The sequence below is a fragment of the Tessaracoccus yangjingae genome (assembly GCF_055326235.1).
In genome coordinates, this window is the sequence record NZ_JBUZNN010000005.1 from 196,575 (window position 1) to 209,484 (window position 12,910).

The 12,910-nt window shown below is 70.7% G+C and carries 11 protein-coding genes; 4 read left to right on the forward strand and 7 right to left on the reverse strand.

What is annotated here, in order from left to right; all coding sequences use genetic code 11:
- Window positions 1-99: 99 nt before the first annotated feature.
- Window positions 100-852 (reverse strand): Type 1 glutamine amidotransferase-like domain-containing protein, encoded by a 753-nt coding sequence (locus ACZK5D_RS09630; protein WP_458995460.1) that lies wholly within the window; start codon window positions 850-852, stop codon window positions 100-102.
- A 202-nt stretch (window positions 853-1,054) separates the two neighbouring features.
- Between ACZK5D_RS09630 and treS the strand changes: the two genes are divergently transcribed.
- Entirely contained in the window at window positions 1,055-2,785 is a 1,731-nt protein-coding gene (treS, locus tag ACZK5D_RS09635) for a maltose alpha-D-glucosyltransferase (RefSeq protein WP_463665133.1), read from the forward strand.
- Between the two features lie 151 nt (window positions 2,786-2,936).
- Window positions 2,937-4,082 (forward strand): Gfo/Idh/MocA family protein, encoded by a 1,146-nt coding sequence (locus ACZK5D_RS09640; protein WP_463665134.1) that lies wholly within the window; start codon window positions 2,937-2,939, stop codon window positions 4,080-4,082.
- Window positions 4,083-4,273: 191 nt separating this feature from the next.
- Here the strand turns inward: ACZK5D_RS09640 and ACZK5D_RS09645 are convergent, their stop codons facing one another.
- The 5 genes from ACZK5D_RS09645 to ACZK5D_RS09665 form a co-directional block, all read right to left on the reverse strand.
- Window positions 4,274-5,788, reverse strand: coding sequence for a leucyl aminopeptidase family protein (locus ACZK5D_RS09645; RefSeq protein ID WP_463665135.1), 1,515 nt, complete (start codon window positions 5,786-5,788; stop codon window positions 4,274-4,276).
- 117 nt (window positions 5,789-5,905) lie between these two features.
- Window positions 5,906-6,751, reverse strand: coding sequence for an FAD:protein FMN transferase (locus ACZK5D_RS09650; protein ID WP_463665136.1), 846 nt, complete (start codon window positions 6,749-6,751; stop codon window positions 5,906-5,908).
- Window positions 6,748-7,287, reverse strand: coding sequence for an FMN-binding protein (locus tag ACZK5D_RS09655; protein ID WP_463665137.1), 540 nt, complete (start codon window positions 7,285-7,287; stop codon window positions 6,748-6,750). Before ACZK5D_RS09655 ends, ACZK5D_RS09650 begins: the two co-directional genes overlap by 4 nt.
- A gap of 27 nt (window positions 7,288-7,314) precedes the next feature.
- Window positions 7,315-8,748: a ferredoxin reductase family protein gene (locus ACZK5D_RS09660; protein WP_463665138.1), complete on the reverse strand. Its 1,434-nt coding sequence runs from the start codon at window positions 8,746-8,748 to the stop codon at window positions 7,315-7,317.
- 232 nt (window positions 8,749-8,980) lie between these two features.
- Window positions 8,981-9,292, reverse strand: a complete 312-nt coding sequence (locus ACZK5D_RS09665) for a DUF3784 domain-containing protein (RefSeq protein ID WP_463665139.1) — start codon at window positions 9,290-9,292, stop codon at window positions 8,981-8,983.
- A gap of 124 nt (window positions 9,293-9,416) precedes the next feature.
- On the opposite strand from ACZK5D_RS09665, the gene ACZK5D_RS09670 reads away from it, so the two are divergent.
- Window positions 9,417-9,836 (forward strand): hypothetical protein, encoded by a 420-nt coding sequence (locus ACZK5D_RS09670; RefSeq protein WP_463665140.1) that lies wholly within the window; start codon window positions 9,417-9,419, stop codon window positions 9,834-9,836.
- Window positions 9,837-10,178: 342 nt separating this feature from the next.
- Complete coding sequence (locus tag ACZK5D_RS09675) at window positions 10,179-10,739, forward strand: methyltransferase family protein (protein ID WP_463665141.1); 561 nt, start codon at window positions 10,179-10,181, stop codon at window positions 10,737-10,739.
- Between the two features lie 63 nt (window positions 10,740-10,802).
- On the opposite strand, the gene ACZK5D_RS09680 is transcribed toward ACZK5D_RS09675, so the two are convergent.
- Window positions 10,803-12,803: an SEC-C metal-binding domain-containing protein gene (locus ACZK5D_RS09680; protein WP_463665142.1), complete on the reverse strand. Its 2,001-nt coding sequence runs from the start codon at window positions 12,801-12,803 to the stop codon at window positions 10,803-10,805.
- Window positions 12,804-12,910: the final 107 nt, after the last annotated feature.

Sequence of the window (12,910 nt, forward strand, 5' to 3'; positions counted from 1 at the left end):
CCCGCTCCCACCCTGAGCGGACCGACCCCGACTTGCCCGGCGAGGGTTCCGCTGGGTGAGCCGGTCGGGCGCGAAGCGCCACCGACCGCGTCGGCCCGGTCACGCCATCCGCGCCCTCGAGCGGCTCACCAGGACCGAGCCGCCCGCGTCAGCCCTGCTGACCTGCCAGACGGCACCCCGTCCGGCCACCGACGACGCGGGATCATCCACCCCGTCCCACCGGATGGAGGTGTGCTCGTCGATCGCGAGTCCCCGTTCGACCAGCCCGGCGCCTACCGCCGCGACCAGCCGCGACAGCGTGCCCCACTGCGCCGCGTGCACATCGACGGTGAAGGGCACCAGGCCGAGTCCGTCGGACACGGCGACCTCGTCGAGCTCCTCGCTGGCGTCCTCGTCGCACACGGGCACCCCGTCGACAAGGTGTCCGCCGATCACCGCCCGCTCCGGGGCGATCGCGGCGCCCGCCGAGAACCCCAGGTACGGCATCCCGGCCGCGACCCGGTCCCGCACGAGCGGCGCGATGGACGCGAAGGCATCCAGATAGGCGGGGGTGAGCCCCCCACCCACGAAGATGGCGTCCGCCCCGTCGAGCGCTGAGGCGTCGAAGAGCTCGCCCTCGACGATGGCATGCACGTCGACGTTCGCCCCCGCGAGGCCCAGCAGCCTGCCGTAGCGCTCGACGCCCTCGCGGTCGTCGGCCTCGAGCACCAGCAGGGCGTGAATCCGCGGGGCGACGGATCCGTCGCCCCGGAGGGCCGCCGCCTGAGCGACGAAGTCGATGAGGAGGGTGACGACGGCGTCCTCGTCGCGCCCCCCGCCCACCAGATGGACAGCCCCTGGCCTCGTTGGCATGTGCCGCTCCTCCCTCCGCGCTCGCTGGCAGCTCATCCTGACACGGCAGCAACGACAGAAGCCATCCCTCCAGCGGTGGATGTGACCGCACGAGCACCCCTCATACCCGCCCGGACCGCGGTTCGGACCTGCCAGACTCAGAGGTGCTGGGCTGTTCCTCGCGTGGCGGGACATCGAGCAGCACCACGGTCGAGGAGCAACCATGTCCGCAGTGCCTCTGCAGCCGTCCGACCAGTCATCCGCAGGGGGATGGACGGACCGACGCGGGATCAGCGATGATCCGCTCTGGTTCAGGAAGGCTGTGTTCTACGAGGTGTGGGTCCGGTCCTTCGCCGACACCACCGGCACCGGCGTCGGGGACCTCAACGGCCTGGTCTCGAAGTTGGACTACCTTGCGTGGCTGGGGATCGACTGCATCTGGATACCGCCGTTCTTCTCCTCGCCCGAGCGCGACGGCGGGTACGACGTCGAGAGACTGACGGGGATCCAGGTGCAGCTCGGCACCCACGAGGGCCTGAGGAACCTCATCCAGGAGGCGCACGCCCGTGGGATCCGCGTCATCTCGGACTTCGTGATCAACCACACGTCGTCGGAGCACCCATGGTTCCAGTCGTCGCGGGAGGATCCTCAGGGCCCGTACGGCGACTACTACGTCTGGCGCGACGACGACACCGGCTACCCCGACGCCCGCATCATCTTCGTCGACACCGAGGACTCCAACTGGACGTTCGACACTGTGCGCAAGCAGTTCTACTGGCATCGCTTCTACAGCCACCAGCCGGATCTGAACTACGACAACCCCAAGGTGCTCGACGAGGTTCTCAACGCCCTCCGCTTCTGGCTGGAGCTCGGCGTGGACGGATTCCGTCTCGACGCCGTGCCCTACCTGGCCGAGGAGGAGGGCACCACCTGCGAGAACCTCGAGCGCACCCACGCCATCCTCAAGACGATCCGTTCCGTGATCGACCAGGAGTTCCCTGGCCGCCTCCTCCTTGCCGAGGCCAACCAGTGGCCCGCGGACGCTGCGAAGTACTTCGGCGAGGGCGACGAGTGCCACATGGCCTTCCACTTCCCCCTCATGCCCCGCCTGTTCATGGCGCTCCGGCAAGGGACGCGAACGGCCATCAGCCAGATCCTCGCCGATATCCCAGACCTCCCCGAGGGCTGCCAGTGGGGCACCTTTCTCCGCAACCACGACGAGCTGACGCTGGAGATGGTCACTGAGGACGAGCGCGCATATATGTGGAAAACGTACGCGCCCGTCCCCAAGATGCGCCTCAACCTGGGGATCCGCCGACGGCTGGCCCCGCTCGTCGACAACGACGTGCGCCGCCTCAAGCTGCTGCACGCGCTCCTCCTGGCGCTTCCCGGGTCACCAGTGCTCTACTACGGCGACGAGATCGGGATGGGCGACAACATCTGGCTTCCGGACCGGGATGGAGTCCGCACCCCGATGCAGTGGACGTCGGAGGTCCCGGGCGCCGGGTTCTCCACGGCCAACCCGTATCTCTTCCCCTCGCCGATCCCGTGCGCCCCGCCTTACGGCAACGTCCATACCAACGTCGCCGATCAGCAGAACGACCCGGAATCGCTCCTCAACTGGCTCAGGGGTGCCCTTGCGGCCCGACGCGCGCACGACGTCTTCGGTCTGGGTGACTTCACCGACCTCGAGGGATCCGACGCGGTGCTGTCGTTCCAGCGGCAGCGGGGGACGACGCGCGTGGTGTCGCTGAACAACCTCACCGAATGGCCCCAGCTTGCCGAGGTCTCTCTCGCCGGATTGGCGGGGCAGATCCCCGTCGTCCTGTCCGGCAGCGTGGGCGGCGCCCCGGAGGTGGTGAGCGAGCGGTACCTGGTCGAGTTGCCTCCCTACGGCTACGTGTGGCTGCTGTTCGACGACTCACTGCCCCCCGCGTCACGCGTCAGCAGTTGACCGACCTCCGGCACCGGACGCACCACCGCCCACGCTTCCTGCCCCCTGACCGAGCTCTGGCGGGCGGCCACCCACGGTGGGGATCGCTCCTACGATGGCGCTCACAACGTCCCCGACCAGTGAGGGCGCGCGAGCAGATGAGGGGCCTCCAGTGCAGGACATAGAGACGAGCGAGCCGGTCAAGCCGATGCGCGTCGGCGTGGTTGGCGTCGGCATGATCAGCGACACGTTCATCGGCAACATCAAGGACAGCTTCCGCAACCTCGAGCTGGTGGGCTGCACCGCCCGCGACATGGGCCACATCCAGGCCAAGGCCGCCCAGCACGGGATCGCGGCCATGACGATGGACGAGCTGATGGCCGACCCGTCCATCGAGCTCGTGCTCAACCTCACCCCCGTCGAGGCGCACGCCGACGTGATCGGGCGGGCGCTGGACGCCGGCAAGCACGTCTACAGCGAGAAGACGCTCACCGGCGACTACGCCTCCGCCAAGGCACTGGCCGACCTGGCCGACTCCCGCGGCCTCTACCTCGGGTGCGCCCCCGACACGTTCCTCGGCTCGGCCGTCCAGACCGCCGCCGAGGCGGTCGCGACGGGGAGGATCGGCCAGCCGACCGGATTCACCATCATGCTGAACCGGGGCATGGACATCCTGTACGAGTTCATGCCCTTCCTGCTGCGGCCCGGTGCGGGAATGGGCTACGACTTCGGCGTCTACGGCCTCACCGCGGTGCTGTCGATCCTCGGCCCCGCCGTCGAGGTGTGCGGCTTCCAGCAGACCAACCGCCCCCAGCGCACCTACCGGATGGAGGGCGGGCCCCACTTCGGCGAGACCTACGAGATCGCCAACGAGAACATCATGACCGCCACGATGCAGCTCGAAAGCGGAGTGCTGGGCACGGTGGCCTTCAACGGCGACAGCGTCTTCCCCGAGCAGCCGTACCTGTGCATCCAGGGCACCGAGGGCCTGATCTACCTGCCTGACCCGAACCAGTTCGGGGGCGACGTGCGACTCACCACGGGCCTGCGCGACCCCCGCGAGATCATGGCCGGCGGCGGCTCCACCGAGGTGCTGCCCGTGCACCACCGCTACAGCGACAACTCCCGGGGGGTCGGCGCGGCGGAGATGGTCGAGGCGATCGCCCAGGGCAGGCCCAACCGGGCCTCGAAGGAGATGGCCTGCCACATCATCGAACTGCTCGACGGCATCGTCCAGAGCAGCGCGACGAGGCAGTACCAGCGGCTGACCAGCAGCTTCACCGTCCCGGATCGGCTCACCGGCGACGAGGAGTTCTGAGCCTCCCGGGACTCCTCGGGGCCCGACGGGGTTGTGCGGCCACAGGCGTCAGATCCCAGTGTCGGTTCTTGCCGGGACTGACCGGTCAGAACCGACGCTGGAGCCTCGACTCGTCTGAGGTGGGGCGGCCCCGCCCCGTCGGGACACCGCAGGACCCTGCCCCGGGCGCGAAGGCCCGGGGCGGGCGCAGCTCAGTTCGACGCAGCCTCGAATCCGGCCGCCAGGTTGGCGAGGAGTCGGGCGCCGAAGCCGGTGGCCCCGGCGGAGCGCCAGGCGTCGTCGGCATCGGTGGACATGGTGCCCGCGATGTCGATGTGCGCCCACGGGGTCTTGGCGACGAACTCGTCCAGGAACAGCGCCGCCGTCGTGGCCCCGGCGTGCGGGCCGCCCAGGTTGGCGATGTCGGCGATGTCGGAGTCCAGCTGCTTGCGGTACTTCCGCTCGAGCGGGAGCTGCCAGACCGGCTCGTCGGTGGCCGCCGCGGCCGCGACCACGCGGTCCACCATGGGCTGATCGTTGCCCAGAACCGCTGCCCGCAACTTCCCCAGCGCCATCAGCGCGGCACCGGTGAGCGTGGCGATGTCGACGATGGCGTCCACCCCGGCCTCGACGGCGAGCGCCAGCCCGTCCATCATCGCGATCCGGCCCTCGGCGTCGGTGTTCTTGATCTCCACCGTCTTGCCGTTGCGGCAGGTGAGCACGTCGCCGAGCTTGTACGCGGACCCGGACGGCATGTTGTCGGTGCACACCAGCCAGGCGGAGACCGCGCAGGTGGTGCCCAGGTCGCGCAGCGCGGTGAACGCGCCGAGCACGGCGGCCGCACCGCCCATGTCCATCTTCATAAGCAGGTGCATCGGGTCCGACGGCTTCAGGCTGATGCCGCCCGAGTCGTACATGATGCCCTTGCCCACCATGCCGAGGTGCCCGGTGGGCTCCCCCGACGGGGTGTAGGTGAGCACGACGAGCCGCGGCTCCTCCTCGCTGCCGGCATTCACGCCGAGGATGCCGCCGCAGCGCATCTCGATCAGCTGCTGCTTGTCGAAGGCCTCCACGTCGAAGCCGTACGTGGCTCCCAGCTCGGCTGCCACGTCGGCCAGGTTGGTCGCGGTCAGGTGTCCGGGGGGTGTGTTGGCGAGGTCGCGGGCCACCACCGTCGCCCGGACCCCGATCTGGCCGGCGGCGATGCCGTCGGTCACGGCTGCCGCGTCGGCGCCGGCCACCCTCAGCTGGAGAACCGCGAGCGGCACCTCTTTGGCCTCCGCCTTGAGCACCGAGTAGCGGTAGCGGGCCAGCAGGGCACCCTCGGTGAGCACCTGGCCGACGGTGCGCGCGTCCATGCCCAGCTCGGGCACGTCGAGGCCGATGCGCCCGCCCTTCTTCGCCGTCGCCCGGGCGGCCGCCGCGGCCGCGTCGCGCAGCTTGTCGGCGTCGAGTTCTGCGGGGTCGCCGATGCCGACCAGCACGAGGGGGTGCCCGTCCTGGGCCACCACCAGGCTGCTGCCGGCGCTGGCGTCGAACCCGGCGGAGGCCAGCGCGTCGGCGCCGAGGCCCACCACGCCGGTCAGATCTGTGCCGGTGGCCACCAGCAGCGCGACGGCGTCCAGGTCGGGCGCGAAGGTGTCGACGGCGGCCGCGTCGCAGGCGTTGGCCAGGGCGGGGACTGCGGTGAAGTCGGCGGGGATCAGCTTGATCGGGCTGCGGGACATGGTGCTCCTTCGGTGGCGGCGCTACACCTCAGACCATAGTCCGACGGAGCGGCCAAAGGGCACTGTCAGGGCAAGTTCGGGGGTCTTCTCCCGCCGGCGATGGCCCGGGGCAGCCACTCACCGCGACACCGTCCCGCGCCCGGTCCGAGGGTCGGCCCGCACGGTGGTGACCCGGCCGTCCTGCTCCACGAGGATGCCGGCGTGGTTCCGCCGGGTGGCCAGCCAGCCGAGGCTGGCGCGGCCCAGCACGAACGCGGCCGTGGCGTAGACGTCGGCCCAGGTGAGGCCGGGGCCGATCACGGTGGCCGATAGCAGATCGGTGGCCGGAGCCCCGGTCCATGGGTCGGTGATGTGGAGTCCTCGGGCCGCGGTGCCGGACGTCGCGACGGCGCCCGTGCGCATCGCGATCCGCTGGAGGACCCGCGACCGGTCCCGCGGATCCTCCACGGCGATCGACCAGTCCGGGGTGTCGGTCCGTTCACAGTGCACCGCGACGTCACCGCCCGCGTTGATCAGCACGTCGTGCTGCCCGAGCGCGGCGAGCCGCTCGACGAGGCCCTCCATCGCCTGCTCCACCGCCCAGCCCTTGACCAGGCCGGTGGGGTCGAAGCGCAGCGTGCCGCCCCCGTCGGGCAGCCACGCCGAGAACGCGCCCCCGGTGCGTTGTCCTGCGAGCTCGCACAGCGACGCCACACGTCGGATGCGTGGATGCGCCTCCGCCAGCGAGTCCCGACCGTCGCGGATCCTGCTGACCGGGCTGTCCGGCTTCCAGGTGCTGAACATGTCGTCGTCGGCGCGCAACTCGTCGAACGCGCGCTCGACGGCGCGCTCCACGGGAAGGTCGCGGGCGCGGGGACCGCGCACGTGGACGCTGATCGGCAGGCCCATGATCTGGGCGACGAACGCGCGTCGCGGCAGCGCCTCGGCCTGCGCCGGGGCCTTCGCCAGGGTCGCGGCGCTCACTGGAACGCCTGATCGATGGCCGACTGCAGGGACTGCGCGTAGGCGAGGCTGGTGAAGGTGGCCCCGGACACGGAGTCGATGTCGGCGCTCTGCGCCTCCACCGCCTCCGCGTTGAGCACCGGGACGGCGTAGGAGTTGATCTGCTGATCGTGGCGGTCGCGGTTGGGGTACTGGATGGCGTTCGACGACGTGAGGACGCCGTTCTCCACCGTGATCTCCACCTGCACCGCCCCGTACCGGGTCTGGACGGCGTCGCCTGTGTAGGTGCCCGACGCGGCCGTCGGCGCGGCCGAGCTGGAGGACGCCGAGCTGTCCGTCGAGGAGGACGAGCTGGAGTCCTGCGACGTGGCGCTCGACGCGGAGCCGGATGTGCTGCTGCCCGCGTCGGCGTTGGGCGTGGTCCCCGAGGACTGGCTCTCGCCGGTGTCGGTGGCGGCTGCGGCCGTGGCCGCCTGGCCGTTGGTGCTGGTGTGGTAGCTGAAGAGCAGGACCAGGCCGCTGACGGTGCCCATGAGGGCGGCGACGATCTTTCGCATGTTGTGTATCTCCTTGTCGGTGCCGGGTTACCAGCTGAAGCGTTCGAGGTGGATTCGTGACTCGGGCACGCCGCACTCCAGCGCGGCGGCCCGGGCGGCGTCCATCCAGGCGGCGCTGCCGCAGAGGAAGACGTCGTGCTCGGCGATGTCTGGGACGAGGTGGCGCAACGCCTCCGCGTCGGTGAAGCCGACGGCGGCCTCGGGGAGCCAGGTGTCGCGGCCGGGGAGCCGTCGTCCCGGGAGATAGATCACGCGGGCGCCGGTCCGGCGGATGAGGTCGTCGAGCTCGTCCTTCAGGGCGAGGTCCGCCTCGCTGCGCGCCCGGTAGAGGAGGGTGACGTCGCCGGGCCGCTGGGGCAGGCCCTCGAGCAGCGAGCGCATGGGGCTGATCCCGATGCCGGAGGCCATGAGAGTGACCTTGCGCTGCGTCCGCACTCCGGGGTGCAGGCGGCCGTAGGGGCCCTCGATGAGGACGCGCGTGCCGGGCCTCAGGTCGGCCAGCGCGTGGCTGCCGTCGCCGAGGTCCTTGACCGTGATCCGCATCCGCTCACCCGTCGGGGCGGCGGACAGGGAGTAGGGATGGGACCGCATCCAGCCCGGCCCGGTCAGGAACCGCCAGTTGAAGAACTGGCCGGGGAGGGGGTCCAGGCGGGCGAGGTTGCGGCCGCGCATGGTCACCGACACCACGTCGGCCGACTCCCGCACCACGCTCTCGACCCGGAGGCCGTGGACGGCGCTGCGGTAGAGCGGCAGGGCAACCCTGAACAGCAGGATCGAGCCGGCGGCCGCGATCCACAGCGTCCACCAGTACGCCGTCGCGACGGGGCTGTTGAGGAACTCCTGTCCCGTCCACAGCTGGTGCGGGAGCGCGAGGCCCACGCCGAGGTAGGCGTAGAGGTGCAGCAGATGCCAGGACTCGTAGCGCAGCGCGCCGCGGGCCTTGCGGATGCTGGTGACCACCACCATGACGAGGGCGACGGTGCCCGCCAGCGCCAGCAGCATGCCGGGGTAGTCCACCACCAGCTCCCAGAACTGGAGGAACGGGTTGAGGTTGACCGAGGCCGCGTAGCCGACGGTGATGAGCACGATGTGGGCCGCCATCAGCCAGAAGGACCAGAAGCCCACCAGGCGGTGCCGGCGGACCAGCTCGTCCTGCCCGTAGACGCGCTCCACCGCCGGGATGCGGGCCATGAGGAGCACCTGGATGAGGAGCAGGTCGGCCGAGACGAGCGCGGTGAGGCGGCCGAGGCTGGTGAGGGCCGAGGCCCAGCCGGCCAGGTCCTGCACCCCGCCGCCGGCCACCCACAGGGCGACGACGACGAGCATGCTCGCCGTGGTGGCCACGCCGACGGCGTCGCGCCACCAGCCGGGGACCCGGGCCCTCGCCCCAGTCGGGCGGGGCGATGGGCGTGCGGTTGAGGTGATCCGGCGGGTGTCGGGCCGGTCCAGAAGTGTGGTCATGGGGTGTTGCCTCTCTCGAGTCTGCCCCTGATCCTGCTGGGCCAACCTGTCGCGCCCGTGGGTCGAACCTGTGCGTCAGCCATGAAGCGGGGCGGTGGGGGCGCCGGGCGCGAGACGTGTCGCGGCCGCCGTCGCTTCAGTGGCGGATCTGGTGGCGTAGTCGCGACCACATCCGCCACTCAGCGGCGGCGGGTGGCTGTGTGCCGGCCGCGGAGGGACGCGTCCGAGGGGCTCAGTCCCTCCTGAGGTACCGCCCACCGGTGTTGGCGTACACGATGAAGATCAGAGACGCCACCGCCAGGACCACCATCGCCGCCACTGGCACCCACTCGACGCCGGCCATGAACCCGATCCCGGCGAGCACCTGCGTCCCCGCCAGGAAGAACGAGAAGTTCCCGACGCCCCTGGTCAGCGCCGCCACGTCGTAGCGCGCCTTCTTCGCTTTCGACGACGTGTTGTACCCCGAGATCAGCCAGCTCCACTGCCGGAACCGGACGAGGTAGCCGACGACCCCCAGCAGCACCGCCGCGAGCACGAAACCCATGGACACCATCCCCTGACCCCTCAAGTGTCGCGCGCTCCCGTCGCCTTGGCGACCCCTGATGCTCAGCCGGTGACGTCTGCTCCAGGGTCTGGAATCCGCCCTCGTCGGAGCCTAGAGTCGTCGGATGACCAGGTTCGTGGTGGACGCGGCCACCCTGCTGCACGTCCTCGAGGACGGCAGGACCATCTCCGCCTCCTATCAGCTCGTCGCGCCGGCCGCCATCCGGTCCCAGGTGATGGATCTGCTGCTGCAGAGGGTCGACCGCGGCGAACTGAGCGAGCCGCAGGCGCTGGCCCTCCACGAGAAGCTCACCCGGATGAGGATGCGGCTCCTCAACGACCGCGTCAGCCGCCGCGTCGCCTGGGACCTCGCGCGGGCGAACGGGTGGACGACGATGGCCCGGGCCGAGTACATCGCCCTGGTCAAGCTGCAGGCGGACGCGCTGGTCACCGTCGACCCAGACCTCGCGGCAGCGGCGGCCGGGATCGTCCCCGTCGTCGAGCCCGAACGACTCTTCTCTCCTGACCCGGCATCCGACGAGTGACCCCTAGGTCATGGACACAAGGATCTGCAGCAACGCCATCACGGCGCCTGCCTCCCCCTCATCCAGGTCGTGTGAGGAGTTCCTCTGCGGAAGTGCTGGGCCAACCTGTCGCGCCCGTGGGTCCAACCTGTGCGTCAGCCATGAACGCGGGGCGTTGGGGTGCCGGGAGCGCGGGGTGTCGCGGCCGCCGTCGCTTCAGGGGCGGATCTGGTGGCGTAGTCGCGAAGTGGCGCGCGGTCCCGTCACCAGCGCGACACTGGTGATGGTGGGGGTTCTGACCTGGTCACCTCGACGACGTGGGGGCCGCTCCTCGCCGTCGCAGCACCGGAGTAAGGCATCCACATGAGGAAGTACCTGCACTGGGCCGGTCGCCGGCCCAGCACGGCCCAACTGGTGGGCACCCTCGCCCTCGCGGGCGCCTTGATCCTGGCGGGCATTCCGCTCCTCATCGCCGTCGCGGGGAGATGGCTTGATCGCACGCTGGGCCTGCCGCCGTTCGACGGCTGGGTGTCGACGACTGCTGGCGTGGCCCTGATGGTGGTCGGCCTGCCCTATGCCTTCTGGGCCGTGCTGGCAGAGGCGCGGATCGGCGGCGGGACACCGGTGCCCACGATCCCCACCCAGCGACTCGTGGTGGAGCCGCCCTTCACCTACTGCCGCAACCCCATGGTGCTGGGCACGGCCGTCGGCTACCTCGGTTTCGGGGTGTGGCTCGGCTCGGTGTCGGCGATCGCTCTGGTACTGGTGTTCAGCGCCCTCCTGCTCATCTACGTCAAGGTGCTGGAAGAGGGCGAGCTCGAGGCCCGTTTCGGCGCTGACTACCTGCGGTACAAGCAGACAACACCCTTCCTGGTCCCCCGGTTCCGGACTCCGCGCGCCCAGCGCCCGCGAGGGATGACATGAGCGGGCGCATACCCCCCAGATCACTGTCGGTTCCTGGTTGGTCTATCAACCAGGAACCGACAGTCAAGAATGGGGCCGCGACAGGAACTCGACGATCTCGGTCGGATCCGGCTCATCCTCGTCGAGCAGCGACATCAGGGCCTCCACATCGGACGGAGCGGCGGGGGCCAGTCCGCCGAAGACGCCCACGCCATCCACCAGCGAGGCGACGCGCGTGCAGTAGTGCTCCCCCGGCATGACCCGACGGCTCCACTCCGGCTCCGCGACCTCCGCCACCTCACCGGTCCGGAGATCCCGGAGGGTGATGGAGCTTCCGGGGACGGCCGAGGCCACCTCGTGCACGGATCGTCGCGTCAGCAGCCACTCCTGCGCCAGCTCCAGCTCGTCGGGGGGCAGCAGCGCGCCGCGGCGCTCGAGGTACTCGGCGAGCACCCCGCCCTCCCACAGGGCGACGTCGATGATCAGGCCCTCCGAGAGCGCCCGGTCGAGCCCGTCGGTTCCGTCCCAGTGCTGGGCCCGCGCCTCGCCGAGGTCGAGGAGGAACGGCGTGTCCTTCTCGACGAGGTAGCCGGCCGCCTTCTGGTAGAGCCAGTTCGCGCGCTCGGCCAGCGGGCGCTGGGTCTGGCGGAGGTGGCACTGCTTGAACTTCTTCCCCGACCCGCACCAGCACGGTGCGTTGCGCGGGATGTCGCGCCCCTGCCCGGGGAGGAACTGTTGCAGGAAGTCGTACAGCGGTTCGTCCTCGGCGCCGGCGCGACGGAGCAGCGACATGCCGCCGACGGCATCACCCCGATCGCTCGCGCACAGCGCCAGCGACATCAGCGCCGGGGACCAGGAGGGATCGAGGGACTCGGCCTGCTGGAACAGCTCCTCGGCGCCGAGGATGTTGCCCATCTCCTCGGCGGCCATGCCCTGCAGCCACCTCAGCGCGACCCGTGCCGATCGAGGCGCCTCCGGCTCCCACGCGGCGGTCAGCGCCGCCAGCACGACGGGCTCGCCGCCCAACGTTCCCAGCGCCTCGTCGAGGAACGCCGCCGCGACGACGGGGTCCCGCAGCAGCGCCACCGCCGGCCCCACTTCCTCACCCAGGCCCTTGGGCCTCTCGTCCTGGGGCGCGCGGGCAGCCCCCTGCTCGCCCACCCAGGCGACAAGCACCTCGTGGACCTCCGCCTCGCGGACGTCGTCGTCCGTCTCCATCGCCCCGTCGAGCTCATAGGTCATGCCCGCGACAATCTGCAGCAACGCCATCACGGCGCCTGCCTCGCGCTCGTCGAGGTCGTGGTCCTCACGCATGCGCTGCAGCAGGTCGTCGGTCTTCCAGGCGTCGATGTCGAAATCGTCTGCCCCGATCAGGGAGCCGCTGCTGGTGACCCCGCAGGCTGCGAGCTGTTCGCCCAGGGGGAGTTCCGGACTGCGCAGCAGGCCGGCGTCCGCGGCGCACGCCGTCCACACGGAGTTCTCGATGAGGTGCGGCCGGTCCGGTGAGGCCTGCACCAGGGCGGCCACCGCCTGGCCGGTGGCCGTGCCCAGGGCCTCCTCGACCCGCAGCAGCTCGAGGCCGTCCGGCTCGACCCTGAGCCCGACGATGTCGCCGGCGCCGAGCCCGAGCCCCGCGAGGCGCCCACGCTCGAGCAGGAGCACGCCCGAGTCCAGGGCATGCTCGTCGATCCCCCGGTCATCCAGCTCGTCATCGGGCGGATACACGACGAGGGCGTCCGAGCCGTCGGTGAACCTGTCGTGCGGGGCATCCCCGATCAGGGTCTCCACCGGTGCCAGATCCGGCGTCAGCACGACGACGTCGTGCTTGACCTCGTCCTCGCTGAGCCGATGGGTGAACGTTCGGCCCTCCAACACAGCAGGCAGCCAGACCCACCGGTCGCCGGCGATGGGCATGACCGGTGGATCGGTGTCCATGAGGAGGTCCTCGAACCACTCCTCCTCGTCGCCCAGCGTGTGGCCGGAGGCGAGGAGCTCCTGACGCAGCTCCGCCTCCGCCATCGGTCCGTGCGTGATCAGCAGGTCGCGCGTGGCGGCGAGGAGTTGCTCTGCGGGAGTGGTGGCCATGGCTCAGACCCTATCCCGGGACCGTGGCCGAACTCAGGTCCCTACCCCGCCCCGGGCCGCTGCGTGAGCACCAATCGCCGTCGAAGTGGGCGCCCCCGGCGTGACCA